This is a genomic window from Paracoccus sp. SMMA_5_TC (genome assembly GCF_009696685.2).
Taxonomy (GTDB): domain Bacteria; phylum Pseudomonadota; class Alphaproteobacteria; order Rhodobacterales; family Rhodobacteraceae; genus Paracoccus.
This window is the reverse complement of sequence record NZ_CP102355.1, coordinates 1,024,035-1,038,875: the sequence shown is the minus strand read 5'-3', so window position 1 is coordinate 1,038,875 and position 14,841 is coordinate 1,024,035. Positions and strand designations below refer to the sequence as shown.

12 protein-coding genes are annotated in these 14,841 nt (G+C 66.5%); 9 read left to right on the top strand and 3 right to left on the bottom strand.

Going from position 1 to position 14,841, the window contains the following annotated elements; translation table 11 throughout:
- Window positions 1–196: 196 nt before the first annotated feature.
- From GB880_RS05160 to GB880_RS05150, 3 genes are read left to right on the top strand one after another with little or no spacing between them, the layout of a single operon-like run.
- Window positions 197–1,189: an efflux RND transporter periplasmic adaptor subunit gene (locus tag GB880_RS05160; RefSeq protein ID WP_263467335.1), complete on the top strand. Its 993-nt coding sequence runs from the start codon at window positions 197–199 to the stop codon at window positions 1,187–1,189.
- A complete protein-coding gene (locus GB880_RS05155; RefSeq protein WP_154493509.1) occupies window positions 1,186–2,283 on the top strand; it encodes an efflux RND transporter periplasmic adaptor subunit in 1,098 nt (365 codons plus the stop codon). The genes GB880_RS05160 and GB880_RS05155 overlap by 4 nt, the downstream gene beginning before the upstream one ends.
- The gene (locus GB880_RS05150) at window positions 2,280–5,375 is read left to right on the top strand and encodes an efflux RND transporter permease subunit (RefSeq protein WP_154493510.1); all 3,096 of its coding nucleotides are present in this window, start codon (window positions 2,280–2,282) and stop codon (window positions 5,373–5,375) included. Before GB880_RS05155 ends, GB880_RS05150 begins: the two co-directional genes overlap by 4 nt.
- A gap of 31 nt (window positions 5,376–5,406) precedes the next feature.
- Here the strand turns inward: GB880_RS05150 and recQ are convergent, their stop codons facing one another.
- Together recQ and GB880_RS05140 are read right to left on the bottom strand one after the other, a co-directional pair.
- Window positions 5,407–7,437, bottom strand: a complete 2,031-nt coding sequence (recQ, locus tag GB880_RS05145; RefSeq protein WP_154550584.1) for a DNA helicase RecQ — start codon at window positions 7,435–7,437, stop codon at window positions 5,407–5,409.
- Window positions 7,437–7,730: a YggT family protein gene (locus GB880_RS05140; RefSeq protein ID WP_154493512.1), complete on the bottom strand. Its 294-nt coding sequence runs from the start codon at window positions 7,728–7,730 to the stop codon at window positions 7,437–7,439. Before GB880_RS05140 ends, recQ begins: the two co-directional genes overlap by 1 nt.
- A 144-nt stretch (window positions 7,731–7,874) precedes the next feature.
- Here GB880_RS05140 and GB880_RS05135 point away from each other — a divergent pair, with 144 nt between their 5' ends.
- The 5 genes from GB880_RS05135 (at window position 7,875) to GB880_RS05115 (ending at window position 12,376) form a co-directional block, all read left to right on the top strand.
- Entirely contained in the window at window positions 7,875–8,456 is a 582-nt protein-coding gene (locus GB880_RS05135) for an acyl-CoA thioesterase (RefSeq protein ID WP_154493513.1), read from the top strand.
- 60 nt (window positions 8,457–8,516) lie between these two features.
- Complete coding sequence (locus GB880_RS05130; protein ID WP_154493514.1) at window positions 8,517–9,875, top strand: MFS transporter; 1,359 nt, start codon at window positions 8,517–8,519, stop codon at window positions 9,873–9,875.
- Window positions 9,872–10,744 carry a penicillin-insensitive murein endopeptidase gene (mepA, locus tag GB880_RS05125; protein WP_263467334.1) on the top strand — a complete coding sequence of 291 codons (873 nt, stop codon included), beginning with the start codon at window positions 9,872–9,874 and terminating at the stop codon, window positions 10,742–10,744. The genes GB880_RS05130 and mepA overlap by 4 nt, the downstream gene beginning before the upstream one ends.
- Window positions 10,717–11,655, top strand: a complete 939-nt coding sequence (locus GB880_RS05120; protein ID WP_154550585.1) for an esterase-like activity of phytase family protein — start codon at window positions 10,717–10,719, stop codon at window positions 11,653–11,655. The genes mepA and GB880_RS05120 overlap by 28 nt, the downstream gene beginning before the upstream one ends.
- A 106-nt stretch (window positions 11,656–11,761) precedes the next feature.
- The gene (locus tag GB880_RS05115) at window positions 11,762–12,376 is read left to right on the top strand and encodes a VUT family protein (protein ID WP_154494237.1); all 615 of its coding nucleotides are present in this window, start codon (window positions 11,762–11,764) and stop codon (window positions 12,374–12,376) included.
- A gap of 409 nt (window positions 12,377–12,785) precedes the next feature.
- Here the strand turns inward: GB880_RS05115 and GB880_RS05110 are convergent, their stop codons facing one another.
- Window positions 12,786–13,967, bottom strand: a complete 1,182-nt coding sequence (locus GB880_RS05110) for an acetyl-CoA C-acyltransferase family protein (RefSeq protein ID WP_154494238.1) — start codon at window positions 13,965–13,967, stop codon at window positions 12,786–12,788.
- 295 nt (window positions 13,968–14,262) lie between these two features.
- Here GB880_RS05110 and GB880_RS05105 point away from each other — a divergent pair, with 295 nt between their 5' ends.
- A complete protein-coding gene (locus tag GB880_RS05105; RefSeq protein WP_154494239.1) occupies window positions 14,263–14,841 on the top strand; it encodes a transglycosylase SLT domain-containing protein in 579 nt (192 codons plus the stop codon).

Genomic DNA, 14,841 nt, shown 5'->3' with positions numbered 1-14,841 from the left:
AGACTGTCGTCAGGTCGATTGACCCCTGAGACAGGGTTATACAGATTCGCTTTGTTCATGCATCCGCTGGGCCGGAGAGATGCCTGACGGGCAGATGATCAGGGGGGGTACGGCACATATGTTGCGGCTTGTGGCAGCAATCCTGGCGATCCATGCCGGCCTGGCCGGATCTGCAGCCGCGGACGCTCCTCTGCCCGTGGAATTTGTCCAGGTCGAACGCACGAACCTGACCTTCGATGCCGCGCTGACCGGATCGATCTATGCCAAGGACAGCGTGAGCATCGGCTTTCGCATGGGCGGGCGCGTCACCGAGGTGATGGTCCGCGAAGGCGACGCCGTCACCCAGGGGCAGGCGCTGGCGCGCACGGATCCGCTGCAGCAAGAGCAAGGCGTGCGGGTCGCAGAGGCTGCTTTGCGTGCGGCACAGGCATCGCTGGCCCAGGCGCAGCAGGCTCGCGACCGCGCGCAGGAAATGCTTCGCCGGGGGGTCGGAACCCGGGCGGCATTGGACAATGCCAATCGCGCGTTCTCGTCGGCCTCGGGCGGGGTCGAGCAGGCCCAGACCTCTCTTGAGCAGGCACGCCGCGCCCTTGACGATACCGTTATCCGCGCGCCTCAGGATGCGATCGTGATCGCCCGCAATGCCGAGCCCGGCCAGATCGTGGGTGCGGCGCAGCCGGTGATATCGCTGGCATCGGCAGAGGGGCGCGAGGCGGTGTTCCAGATTGCGGATTCCCCCCTGTTGCGCAACGCCATCGGGGCCGAAGTCAGTCTGACGGTGATTGACCGACCCAATCTGCAGATGACCGGCAAGGTCACCGAGATCGCACCGCTGATCGACCCCGCAACCGGCTCGGTCACGGTGCGCGCCGAAATTCGGCAGGCCCCGCGCGACACCGGGTTGCTCGGGGCTGCTGTAACCGGTGCGGTCCATTTCCCGGCGGGCACCGGCATTGCAATTCCCTGGACCGCGCTGACTGCGACCCGACAGGGCTCTGCGGTCTGGATCGTAGGGGAAGATGATCGCGTCCGTTTGGCGCCGGTCAGCATCGGACGATATACCAACGAAACCGTTATCCTGACTGACGGCGTGGACCCGGGCCAGATTGTCGTCGGCGCCGGATCGCAACTGCTGTTTCCTGGCCGGAAGGTTCGCGACGCAGCCCAGAAAGCAAGCCTGACTCCATGATCCCCGCCCTGATCTTGTCGATGGTGATGACAGTCGCGACGGCCACTGCCACACCCGCCTTTACCTGGCCCTGGTCCGAAGCCGACACGCCGCCAGCACCGCCGCCGCGTCCGGTGGCCAGCCTGATCGTGAACAGCAATATCATGTTGCAGCATCCCATCCCCGGGGTGATTGCTGCCCGAAACGAGGTGACCTTGGGATTTCAGACCCTGGGCCGGATGACGGCGCGCAATGTCGATATTGGCGACATGGTCAAGCAGGGCGAGATACTGGCCACGCTGGATCCCGAGGATCTGGAAGGAAATGTGCGCGCGGCCCGCGCCGCAGTCGAAGCCGCCCGTGCGGATCTGCTGACGGCGCAGGCAGCCGCGCAGCGCACCCGCGAACTGGCGCAGCGCAATGTCGCGCCGCAGGCGCAGCTGGAACAGGCCGAACAGGCGCTGTCGGCGGCCGAGGCGGCCGAGCGGCAGGCCCAGTCCCAGCTGGTCCGGGCCTTGGACACGCAAGGCTATGCCGCCTTGCGTGCGCCCTTTGACGGGGTGGTCAGCGCGATTTTCGCCAATCCCGGCGCCGTGGTCAGCGCGGGCGAGCCTGTGCTGCGGGTGTCCAGCGAAACCGGGCTCGAGGCGGTGATCGATTTGCCGGATGCAACCATCTCGGGCGTTGCGCAGGGCGATGTCTACGACGTCTGGTCCGAATCCGATCCCGGACAGGTATTGCAGGCCAACGTGACCCAGATCGAACCGATGGCAGATGCAGCCACCCGGACGCGGCGGGTGCATCTGGCGCTGCCCGACAATGCCCGGATCCGCCTAGGCGCCCTGATCCGGGCGCGTCCCCGCATGGATGCGGCATCCCAGGTCGTGGTGCCCGGCGCAGCGATCCTGCAGCGTGATGGTGCCCCCCATGTCTGGGTGGTCGAGCGTAAGAACGACCCGGCGATCGTGCGGTTGCGCCCGATCATGACGGCCGGGCCGACCGACGCCGCGCAGGTCGCCGTTACTGACGGGCTGCGCCCCGGCGATGAAATCGTTATTCGCGGCATCCATTCGCTGAGCGAGGGCCAGCCCGTCGGGCGGAGCGTAACCCCATGAACGAACGCCGTTTCAACCTGTCCGATTGGGCGCTGCATCACCGTTCGCTGGTGTGGTTCCTGCTGATCGTGTCGATGATCGCGGGCACCATCAGCTATCTGCGGCTGGGACGCGAAGAAGACCCCAATTTCACCATAAAGATCATGGTGATCAGTGCGTCGATGCCCGGTGCTACCGTCGAGGAGACATTGAATCAGGTCACCAGCCGCATCGAAACCAAGCTCGAGGAACTGGACGAGCTGAAATTCACCCGCTCGGTCACCATGCCCGGGCAGGCGGTGGTTTATCTGGAACTTGATCCGACCATCCGCGGACCCCAGGTGCCCGAGGTCTGGAAGCGTGTCCGCAACATGATGTCGGACATAAGGCCAGAATTTCCTCGGGAATTTCAGGGCTTTCAGTTCAACGACGATTTCGGCGACGTGTTCGGCAACATCTATGCCTTCACCGCTGACGGCTTTACCCAGCGCGAGTTGCGCGACCGCGTCGAGGATATCCGCAAGCAGGTCCAGGCATTGCCCATGGCCGGAAAAACCGCCCTGCTGGGCGTGCGCAAGGAAGAAATCTATCTCGAGTTTTCGTCGGCCAGGCTGGCGGCACTGGGGCTCAATCACAATCAGGTGGTCCAGACACTGGCCCAGCAGAATGCGATCTTGCCTTCGGGCATCGTGCAGGCCGGGCCGGAGCAGGTTCTGGTCAGGGTGGGCGGCCAGTTCGACGACGCTGCCGCGATTGCGGCGGTGAACCTGCGGGTGGGCGATCGTTTCTTCAACATCGGGGATGTGGCAACGGTGCGCCGCAGCTACGAGGATCCGCCGAGCGCCCTGTTCCGCTATAACGGCAAGGAAGCCATCGGGCTACAGATCGGCATGCGCGACGGCGGCAATATCCTGGAATTCGGCCGACAGGTCGATGAGCTGATGACCCAGGTCGCCCGCGGTCTGCCCATCGGCATCGAAATGGCCAAGTTCGCCGATCAGCCCCATGTCGTCGACGAGGCCGTGGGCCATTTCGTCAAGGCCCTGGCCGAGGCGGTGGCCATCGTGCTGCTGGTCAGCTTCGTCAGCCTTGGCCTGCGCGCGGGCTTCGTCGTCACGCTGACCATTCCGCTGGTGCTGGCAATCACCTTTGTCATCCTGGATCTTTACGGCATCACCTTGCAACGCATCTCGCTGGGGGCGCTGATCATTGCGCTGGGGCTTCTGGTCGATGACGCGATGATCGCCATTGAAACCATGATCTCGCGGCTGGAACTGGGCGAGGATCTGGGCCGCGCGGCCAGCTATGCCTGGACATCCATCGCCTTTCCTATGCTGACCGGCACCCTGGTCACCGTTGCGGGTTTCATTCCCATCGGGCTGAACAGTTCGGCGGCGGGCGAATTCACCTTTTCCCTGTTCGTGGTCATCGCGGTGTCGCTGCTGGTCAGCTGGATCGTTGCGGTTCTGTTTGCGCCACTGCTGGGGGTCACGTTGCTACCGGCGCAGATGAAACATCACAATGGCCAGCCGGGTTGGCTGCGGCAGCGGTTCCACCGGCTGCTGCTGTGGGGAATGCGGCACAAATGGCTGACCATCGCCATCACGATGGCCGCCTTTGCGCTTTCGGTCGGCGGCATGCGGCTGGTCGAGCAGCAGTTCTTTCCGACCTCGGACCGGACCGAAATCATCGTCGATGTCACCGAACGCGCAAATGCCTCGATCCGCAAAACCAGCGATGACATGGCCAGGATCGAAGAGATGCTGGCCGAGCAAGAGGAAGCACTGTTCTGGACAACCTATGTCGGCCGCGGCGCGCCGCGCTTCGTGCTGTCGATGGATGTGCCCACGCCCGGCCCCTACATGGGCCAGATCGTGATCCAGACGCCCGATCTGGCCGCCCGCGACCGGCTGAAGGCGAAGCTGGTCGACTTCGGCCAGCGCGAGCTGATCGGAACCGACCTTTACGTCAAGAATCTGGAAATCGGCCCGCCTGTCGGCAAACCGGTTCAATACCGCGTCTCATCGCCCGACCCCGATCTGGCGCGCGATGTCGCGCGCGATCTGGCGGCGGTGCTGGCGACCGAGCCACGGCTGAAGGACATATCGCTGGACTGGAACGAGCCGGCGCGGGTGGTCCGGTTGCAACTGAATCAGGACCAGCTGCGCCGCGTCGGTCTGACGCATGAAGATATCGCCGGCGCCCTGTCGGGCACATTCAACGGCCGCCCCATCACCCAGCTGCGCGACGGGATCTTCCTGATCAACGTGCTGGCGCGCGGCTCGGACGCCAGTCGCGAATCGCTGGAATCGATCCAGAACCTGCAACTGGCTACCCCCAGCGGTTCGCCCATCCCGCTGGCGGCGCTGGGGACATTGGAATATGCCACGGAACAGCCGCTGATCCTGCAGCGTGACGGCATTCCCACCGTGACCGTCAAGGCCGCGATTGCCAGCAAGGATCAGCCCGCGACCCTGGTCGCGGCGCTGGCCGAACGGGTTGCCGATTTTCAGGCAGGCCTGCCGCCCGAGGTGAGGGTGGTCGTGGGCGGCACCGTCGAGACCTCGGCCGAAAGCCAGCAGCCGATCGCGGCGGTGGTGCCGGTGATGTTGCTGATCATGGCACTGCTGGTGATGATGCAGATGCAAAGCTTCCGTCTGTCGCTGATCGTCTTTGCCGCCGCGCCGCTGGGGTTGATCGGGGTGGTGGCGGCGCTTTTGCCCTTTGGCGTGCCCATGGGCTTTGTGGCCATCCTGGGAATTCTGGCGCTGATCGGCATCCTGATTCGCAACTCGGTCATCCTGGTGCACGAGATTCAGGTCCTGATCGCCAAGGGGCACAGCCGCTGGAACGCCGTGTTCGAGGCATCCGACAGCCGTGCCCGGCCGATCCTGCTGACCGCGGCGGCGGCCAGCCTGGCGCTGATCCCGATTTCGCGGCAGGTGTTCTGGGGGCCGATGGCCTATGCGATGATGGGTGGCATCATCGCCGGCACGCTGGTCACGCTGATCTTCGTGCCGGCACTGTATTGCGCGATCTTTGGCGTGCGTCCGCCCTCGGGCGATCCGATGCCGGGGACCGAGGATCGGGCCCGCGCCGCCGCCGACGAATAGGCCGGGCCCCGCCTGGCCGACGGCCGGGGTGCTAGTCGGCCTCGGCCAGGATGCGGGCGAAGGCGGGGCCGAACCGTTCCAGCCGCGGCGCGTCCAGATAGCGCGACAGATCCCGCGGCCGGTCCTCGGCCAGCCGGCGCAACAGCGGCTTGCCGACCGACAGCGGCTTTTCGGTGCCGTCCACCCCGCGGGTCAATTGCGCCTGGGCTTGCGCCAGGCGGTCGAACAAGGCCCCGGCGGGCCGGCCGGCCAGCGCCCGGCGCGCGGGATGCAGGGACACCGCCTCGCCGGCAATCACCTCAAGGAACGCGCTGCCATAGCGTTCCAGCTTGCGGGCGCCGACGCCGTCGATCGCGGCCATCTCGTCCAGGGTGCGAGGGCGGGTCTGCGCCATCTCGATCAGCGTGCGATCGGGAAAGATCACATAGGCCGGCACCGCCGCCGCCTCGGCCAGGGCGCGGCGCTTGGCCTTCAGCGCCGACAAGAGCGGCGCGTCCTCTTCCTCGACCTGGGTGCGGATGACATTGGCGGCGCGCGGGCGCTGGACCAGATCGCGGCGCAGGGTGACGCGTTCTTCACCGCGCAGCACGGCATGGGCGGCCTGGGTGATCGCCAGGCCGCCATGGCGTTCGGGGTCGGGCCGGATCAGGTCGCGGCCCAGCATCTGGCGGATGATCGCCTGCCATGCGGCCTTGCCCAGATCGGCCCCCACCCCAAAGGTCGGCAGCCGGTCATGGCCGCGCTGGCGGATGCGTTCGGTCGTGGTGCCGGTCAGCACATCGATGATATGGCCGGCGCCAAAGCTCTGGCCGGTGCGCAGCACGGCCGACAGCACCTTCTGCGCCGCCTCGGTGCCGTCGAAGCAGTCGGGGGGATTGTCGCACAGATCGCAATTGCCGCAGGGCGCGGCCGGCGTTTCGCCGAAATAGCGCAGCAGGACATTGCGCCGGCAGCCGGTCGCCTCGGCCAGCCCAAGCAGCGCGTTCAACCGCGCGTGATCGGCCGCCTTGCGTTCCGGCGGCGCCAGGCTTTCGTCGATCTGGGCGCGGCGCAGCCGGATGTCGTCGGCCCCGAACAGCGTCAGGGTTTCCGCCGGGGCGCCATCACGGCCGCCGCGGCCGATTTCCTGGTAATAGGCCTCGATCGATTTCGGCAGGTCGGCATGGGCGACCCAGCGGATGTCGGGCTTGTCGATGCCCATGCCGAAGGCCACCGTGGCCACCACGGCCAGACCGTCCTCGCGCTGAAAGCGCATCTCGACGGCGCGGCGCTGGTCGGGTTCCATGCCGCCGTGATAGGCGACGGCGGCCAGCCCGGCCTGGCCCAGCGCCTGGGCCAGCGCCTCGGTCTTGGCGCGGGTGGCGCAATAGACGATGCCCGACTGTCCGCGCCGGGCGACGGCGAAATCCAGGATCTGCCGGCGCGGCCCGTCCTTGGGCTGAAAGGCCAGGTGGATGTTCGGCCGGTCAAAGCCGCGCAGGAAGGTCAGCGGCGCCTGGCCCTGAAACAGCCGCGCCACGATTTCTTCGCGGGTTTCGGCATCCGCGGTGGCGGTGAATGCCGCCAACGGCACGCCCAATGCCTGGCGCAATGCGCCGACGCGCAGATAATCGGGGCGAAAATCATGGCCCCACTGGCTGACGCAATGCGCCTCATCCACGGCGATGGCCAGCACACCGGCGCGGCGCAGCATCGGCACCGTCGCGCCCGAGGCCAGCCGCTCCGGCGCGATGTATAGCAGCCGCAGTTCGCGCGCCGCCAGCGCCCGCAGCACCTCGGCGTTTTCCTCGTCGCTATTGCCGCTGGTCAGGGCGGCGGCTGCGACACCCGCCTCGGTCAGCGCCCGCACCTGGTCGCGCATCAGCGCGATCAGCGGCGAGATCACCACCGTCAACCCGTCGCGCATCAGTGCCGGCAGCTGATAGCACAGCGATTTTCCGCCCCCGGTGGGCATGATCGCCAGCACCTCGCGCCCCCCGGCGACCGCCTCGACGATTTCCTGCTGGCCGGGGCGAAAGCCGTCAAAGCCGAAGACCTGCCGCAGCAGCGAGGCCGCCGACATCAGAAGCCGTAGAAAAAGCCGGCGTTATTGGCCAGCGCGCGCTGGGCGATGATCAGGGCGATGAACACCACCAGGGGCGCCAGATCCAGCCCGCCGGTATCGGGCAGGATGCGGCGCACCGGGGCATAGATCGGCTCGAGCAGGCGGTTCAGCCCGGTCCACAGCTGATAAACCAGCGGCTGGCGCAGGTTCAGCACCTGAAAGTTGATCAGCCAGGACATGATGATATGGGCGATCATCACGAACCAGACCACGTCCAGTATCAGCATCAAGGCTTGGTGCAGCGTGCCCATTCGGTCCCCTTTCGGCCATCAGCCGACAGGTAAGCCAGCCAGCCCGCTTCTGCAAGCGGTGCCGTGGCGCCGCAGCGTTCCGGTTGACGCGCTGGCTGGCTGCGGCTAGCGCCATCGACTACCGCCGGGGGAAAGAGGTCGCCGATGTATCCGATCCTGCGCTTTGCCAAGGAGATGCTGAAATTCCGTGCCGCGCCCCCTCTGGACGTGCTGGACGCGCATGTCTCGACCCATCGCTGCTGGCCCTGGGATCTGGACCCCTGGATCGAGCTGAACAATGGCCGCACCCTGACGCTTTATGATCTGGGCCGCCTGCCGATGGCGATGCGCACCGGTATCATCGACACCATGCGCGCCAATCGCTGGGGGATCACCGTGGCGGGCAATTCGGTGCGCTATCGCCGCCGCATCCGCGCCTTTGACCGCTTTACCATGGTCTCGCGCAGCCTCGGCTGGGACGACCGTTTCCTGTATATGGAACAAAGCATGTGGCGCGGTGGCGAATGTTGCAACCACATGCTGCTGCGCGCGGCCATCACCTCGGACCAGGGAATGGTGGCGCCGGCCCGGCTGATGCAGGCGATCGGCCGCGATCCGGAAAGCCCGCCCTTGCCCGAATGGGTGCGGGCCTGGATCGCCGCCGACCGCCAGCGGCCCTGGCCGCCGGAATTGCCCGAACTGCCAAGGGGCCAGCACGATCGGGACTTGCCAGCCCAGACCCGCTGAGGCCTTATGCGGCCGACAGCGCCGGGCCCGCCCCGGTCGCGCAGGGCGCAAGGGACGGCGATGGAACGCAGACGCATCTGGGGCTGGTGGTTTTTCGACTGGGCCAGCCAGCCCTTTGCCACGCTGCTGACCACCTTCATCTTTCCGGTCTATTATGCCGAGGTCGCCCGGGCCCATTTTGCCGCCCAGGGCATGACCGAGCAGGCCGCCGGCGCCGCGGCCCAGTCGCTGTGGGGCTATGGGCTGGGCATCAGCGGGCTGGTGATCGCGCTGCTGGCCCCCGTGCTGGGCGCGCTGGCCGATGGCAGCGGCCGGCGACTGGTGTGGATCTGGATATTCTCGGGGCTTTATGTCGCGGGATCCTGGGGATTGTGGTTCCTGACCCCCGATCAGCCGAACCTGCATCTGGCGATCGCCTGTTTCGGCATCGGCCTGATCGGCATGGAATTCGCGACCATCTTCACCAACGCGCTGTTGCCGCAACTGGCGCCGCGCGACGAGCTGGGCCGAATATCCGGATCAGGATTTGCCTTCGGCTATCTGGGCGGGGTTCTGGCGCTGGCGCTGGTACTGCTGTTCCTGGCTGAAAACGCGCAGACCGGGCGGACGCTGCTGGGCATCCCGCCGATCCTGGGCCTGGAGCCGGCCGCGCGCGAGGGAACCCGTGCCGCCGGCCCCTTCACCGCGCTGTGGTATATCGCTTTCATGATTCCCTTTGCGCTGTGGCTGCGCGACGCGCCGGGACCGCGCCGGCCGATGCGGTTGCGGGCGGCGCTGGCCGATCTGGGACGGCTGCTTGCCGGATTGCCGCGGCGGCGTTCGCTGGCGGCATGGCTGGCCTCCTCGATGTTCTCGCGCGATGCGCTGAATGCGCTTTACAGCTTTGGCGGCGTCTATGCGGCCACGGTGCTGGGCTGGCCGGTGTTCCTGGCAGGGGTGTTCGGCGTCGTCAGCGCCGTTTCGGCCGCCGTCATCAGCTGGGTCGGTGGCCGCGCCGACCGCCGCTGGGGGCCGCGCCCGGTGATCGTGGGCTGCACCCTGGTGCTCATCGCGGTCTGCGTGCTGATCATCGGCATGAACCGCCAGCAGGTTCTTGGCATACCTCTGCCGCCGGGATCGCGCCTGCCCGACATGCTGTTCTTTGTCTGCGGCGGGCTGATCGGCGGGGCGGGCGGTGCGTTACAGGCTGCCAGCCGCACGATGATGGTGCGCCACACCCGACCCGAGCGCGCGGCCGAGGCCTTTGGCCTTTATGCGCTGTCGGGCAAGGCCACCGCCTTTCTGGCACCCTTGCTGATCGCGGGGGTTACCCAGATCAGCGGCAGCCAGCGGCTGGGCATCCTTCCGCTGATCGTGATGTTCCTTCTGGCGCTGGTTCTGCTAGTCTGGGTCAAACCACAAGGAGAGGCCGAGCAGTGATCCGCAAGTTCCTGACCGTCGCCACGCTGGCGCTGGCAGCATTGGGCATGGCCCAGCCTGTCGCGGGCGACCCCCTGGCAAAGGATGTCTTTGGCAGCGCCCCTGGCCCGACCGGCGGCGCAGCTGCGGCGATCGGCTTTTATTCCAAGGGCTGCGTGTCAGGCGCGGTGGCGCTGCCCGAAACCGGGCCCACCTGGCAGGCGATGCGGCTGTCGCGCAACCGCTACTGGGGCCATCCCGAACTGGTCAGCTTCCTGATCGGCCTGTCCGGCGCGGCGCGCCAGGCCGGCTGGCAGGGCCTCTATATCGGCGACATGAGCCAGCCGCGCGGTGGGCCGATGCTGTCGGGGCATGCCAGCCATCAGATGGGGCTGGATGCCGACATCTGGATGCTGCCGCCGCACAGCCTGAACCTCAGCCCCGCGGCGCGCGAAAAACTGTCCTCGCAATCGGTGGTCAACAAGGCCGGCACCGCGCCCTCGGCGCTGTGGAGCCCGGCGCACATGGCGATCATGCGCGCGGCCGCCCGCGATCCGCGGGTCGAGCGCATCTTTGTCGATCCGGTGGCCAAGGTGGCGATGTGCCAGGCGGCCGGCGGCGATCGCGCCTGGCTGCGCAAGATCCGCCCGATCAACAACCACGATTATCATTTTCACGTCCGCCTGCGCTGCCCCGCCGGTTCGATCTGCCAGCCGCAGGATCCACCGCCGCCCGGCGACGGCTGCGAAGAGGCCGCCGAATGGATCCGCAACCGCATCGACCCCAGCCGCGTCAAGCCGGTGCCACCAGACCCGAACTATCGCCATCCCCGCAGCTTCCGGCTCAGCGAAATGCCCCGGCAATGCCAGATCGTCGCCACCGCCCGCTAGGGCGCGGCGCAAGGCGGATTGCGGCGGCGGCCCTGGCGGCCACGCTGGCCGTCGGCGCCGCGCGGGCCCAGCCCCCGCAGGTCGAATATGTCGCCACCTATGTCTGGCAGATGGATGACGACGAGTTCGGCGGCTTTTCCGGCATCGAGATCAGCGCCGACGGTGACCGCTTCACGGTGCTTTCGGATCGCGCCAGCCTGCGCTGGGGCAGCGTCGAACGCGACGCCCAGGGCCGCATCCGCAAGCTTGAAATCGCCGGCCGAGCGCGACTGCGCGATGCCGATGGCGCGCCCCTCAAGCCCGGCTGGCAGGGCGACAGCGAGGGGCTGGCCATCGCAGATGACGGCACGATCTGGGTCAGCTTCGAGGGGCTGACCCGGGTGGCCCGATACGACACCCCCGACAGCCCGTCCCAGCCCCTGCCCCGCCCGCCCGAGTTCCGGACCATGCAGCGCAACGCCTCGCTCGAGGCGCTGGCGATCCTGCCCGACGGCACGCTGCTGACGATTCCGGAACGCTCGGGCGCGCTGACACGCCCCTTTCCGGTCTGGCGCTGGCAAAACGGGCGCTGGGACCAGCCGTTTGCCATCCCGCGCAGCGGCGACTGGCTGGTGGTTGGCGCCGATGTCGGACCCGACGGGCGGCTGTATATCCTGGAACGCGACTTCAAGGGCCTGCTGGGTTTTCGCAGCCGGGTGCGCCGCATGGAACTGACCGCCGACGGGCCGGTGAACGACCAGGTAGTGTTGGAAACGCGCCCGCTGCAATATGACAACCTTGAAGGGATTTCCGTCTGGCATGATGGTCAGGGAATCCGCATCACCATGATTTCAGACGATAATTTCGGCCTTCTGCAACGGACGGAACTGGTCGAATATCGCCTTGTCGAGGCCCCCATGCCCAATGGCTGATGCCCGGTCACGGCTGCGGCCGTTGACTTGCACCGCACGGCGCTATATGCGGCCTTGCCCCCGGACGGGGCCGAGTCTCCGCTACCTTGTCAAAACGGATCCTGACATGCCCCGTATCCTGCCCGGCGTCATCGCCATGGCCACCGTTGTGGTGGCATCGAACATCCTGGTCCAGCATCTGCTGGGCGACTGGCTGACCTGGGGGGCCCTGACCTATCCCGTCGCCTTCCTTGTGACCGATGTGATGAATCGCGTCTATGGTCCCGCCGCGGCACGCAAGGTGGTTTTTGCCGGGTTCATGACCGGGGTGCTGTGTTCGATCGTTGCCGCCGGTCTGGACAAGACCACGCTGCGGATCGCCATCGCCTCGGGGGCGGCGTTCCTGTCGGCGCAGCTCATGGACATTTCCGTGTTCAACCAGTTGCGAAAATACAACTGGTGGTTGCCACCCCTGGTCGCCACCCTGGTCGGATCGGTGCTGGATACGGTGATCTTCTTTACCATCGCCTTTGCCGCGCCGCTCAGCGTGCTGTTCCCCGCAGACGATGTTTCCTGGGCAAATGAGCCGGTTGCGCTGCTGGGTATGGGGCCGGTGCTGCCGCTATGGGTGTCGCTGGCCACGGCCGACTGGCTGGTCAAGGTGGCGCAGGCGGTTGTGGCGCTGATTCCCTTCCGGCTGATCGTCGGGAATTTGATCCAACGTCACGCGCAAATTCATTGACTGTTCATCTTTCTGTGTCACGCTGGACCTACAACGGCAACTTTTTGAAAGGAGGTGGTCCAGTGTCGAGAGTGATATTGGAGAGAGGTGTCGGGACAGTCAGGGGGGCCGCAGCCTGAGGGCAGCCCCAAGGGTTGAACAACCCTGACTGGGTCGGTGGGCACCGCCCCTAACCGGACCATCTCCGTGGATCTCGCGAGCCGTTCCCAAGGAGCGGCTCGTTCCATTTTTGCCGCCCGGATTGTGTCGACGCCGTTTTTTCGGCCCGGAAACCGGCATCTGCCGGAGCGGTCCGACCGCGCGAAGGGTCGGCACCATCGCCTGCAAAGGTCGGCGCCTCACTGTGCGAAAAAAACATCGCACCCCGACAGCCATGACCGCCGGGGTGTTGCAGAGCGGGTTCTGGCCGCTAGAGCCGTTCGATCGCCAGGGCGATGCCCTGGCCGCCGCCGATGCACATGGTGATCAGCGCCTTGCGACCGCCGGTGCGCATCAGTTCATACATGGCCTTGATGGTGATGATGGCGCCGGTCGCGCCCACCGGATGGCCCAGTGCAATGGCGCCGCCGTTGGGATTGACCCGGGCCGGATCCAGACCCAGCCCCTTGTTCACTGCCAAGGCCTGCGCGGCGAAGGCCTCGTTCGATTCGATCACGTCGAAATCCTGCGCCTTCAGCCCGGTGCGCGCCATCAGCGCCTGCACGGCCGGGATCGGGCCGATGCCCATGACCTCGGGGCGCACGCCCGCCACCGCATAGCCCAACAGGCGGAATTGCGGCGTCAGCCCGGCCTCGCGCGCCGCCTGGGCGCGGGCCAGGACCACGGCGCCGGCACCGTCATTGATGCCCGAGGCATTGCCGGCGGTCACGCTGCCGTCCTTCTTGAACACCGGCTTCAGCGCGGCAAGCTTGTCGGCATCGGTTGCCTTGGGATGTTCGTCGGTATCGAACAGCACCGGGCCCTTGCGACCCTTGACCTCGATCGGGACGATCTGGTCGCGGAAGTAGCCCTGCGCGATGGCATTGGCGGCCCTGCGCTGGCTTTCCAAGGCAAACGCATCCTGATCCTGGCGCGAGACTTCATGTTCGCGCGCGACGTTTTCGGCCGTCACTCCCATGTGGCCCGTGCCCATCGGACAGGTCAGCGCCCCCACCATCATGTCCAGCATGGCGACATCGCCCATCTTGGCGCCAAAGCGCGCGGCGGGCACGGCATAGGGGGCGCGGCTCATCGATTCCGCGCCACCGGCGACGGCAAAATCGGCGTCGCCCAGCATCAATGCCTGGCTGGCCGAGACAATGGCCTGCGCCCCTGAACCGCACAGCCGGTTCACGTTGAGCGCCGGCGTGGTGTCGGGAATCCCCGCCTCGAGCATGGCCGCCCGCGACAGATACATGTCGCGCGGCTCGGTGTTGATGACATGACCAAAGACGACCGTGCCGATGCGATCGGCGCCGATGCCGGCGCGCTCGATCGCGGCGCGGGTCACTGCCGCCGCCAGCTGGATCGGCGGCACCCCGGCCAGACTGCCGCCAAAGGCGCCGATGGCGGTGCGCGCCCCCGCCAGGATGACGATTTCGTTGTCAGACATGATTCCCCCCAATATGCGCGAAACAATATTACTGGTAGAACCTGCGCCACGCAGCGAAAAGCCCTGATTGGTGGCGACCCGACGGCAGGACATCGGACAGCCCTGCGCCGGCGCGGCCTGCAACCGTCAGATCGGCGGATATTCGCCCAGACCATTCCGTTGCAAGCTGCTGGAAAGGTTCGCTCGGCCTTTGCCGCATGGCCTGCGACACGATGCCTTTGCTGCGCGCGCGCCATTGTCATTTGCACCCGTAAAGCCGCCTGCGCTAAAATTGCCCAAAAAACATGAGGGCAGTATGAACAGGTTTCTCAAGCTCGCCATCGTCGGGCTGGTGGCCTCTTGCGGAGGGGGCGGAAACTACAAGGCGCCGCGCAATCTGGACAATGCCTGCGCCATCGCAGCCGAACGGCCCGCCTATATGCGGGCAATGAAACAGGCCGAGCGCCGCTGGGGCGTGCCGGTGCATGTGCAGATGGCCACCATCCACCAGGAATCGAAATTCATCGGCGACGCGCGCACCCCGCATCGCTATGCGTTGGGGATCATCCCGCTGGGTCGGCAAAGTTCGGCCTATGGCTACAGCCAGGCCATTGACGGCACCTGGGACGACTATCGCCGCGCCACAGGCAACCGGGGCGCGCGACGCGACAATATCCGCGACGCCACCGATTTCATGGGCTGGTACATGCATGACAGCGCCCGAACCCTGGGCATTTCCAAACATGACGCCGGCGCCCAGTATCTGGCCTATCACGAGGGTCGGCAGGGCTTTGCCCGTGGCTCGCATCGCAGCAAGCCATGGTTGATGAGCGTTGCCGCCAAGGTGGATGCGCGCGCCCAACTTTATCAGATGCAGCTTGCGCGCTGTCGCTAG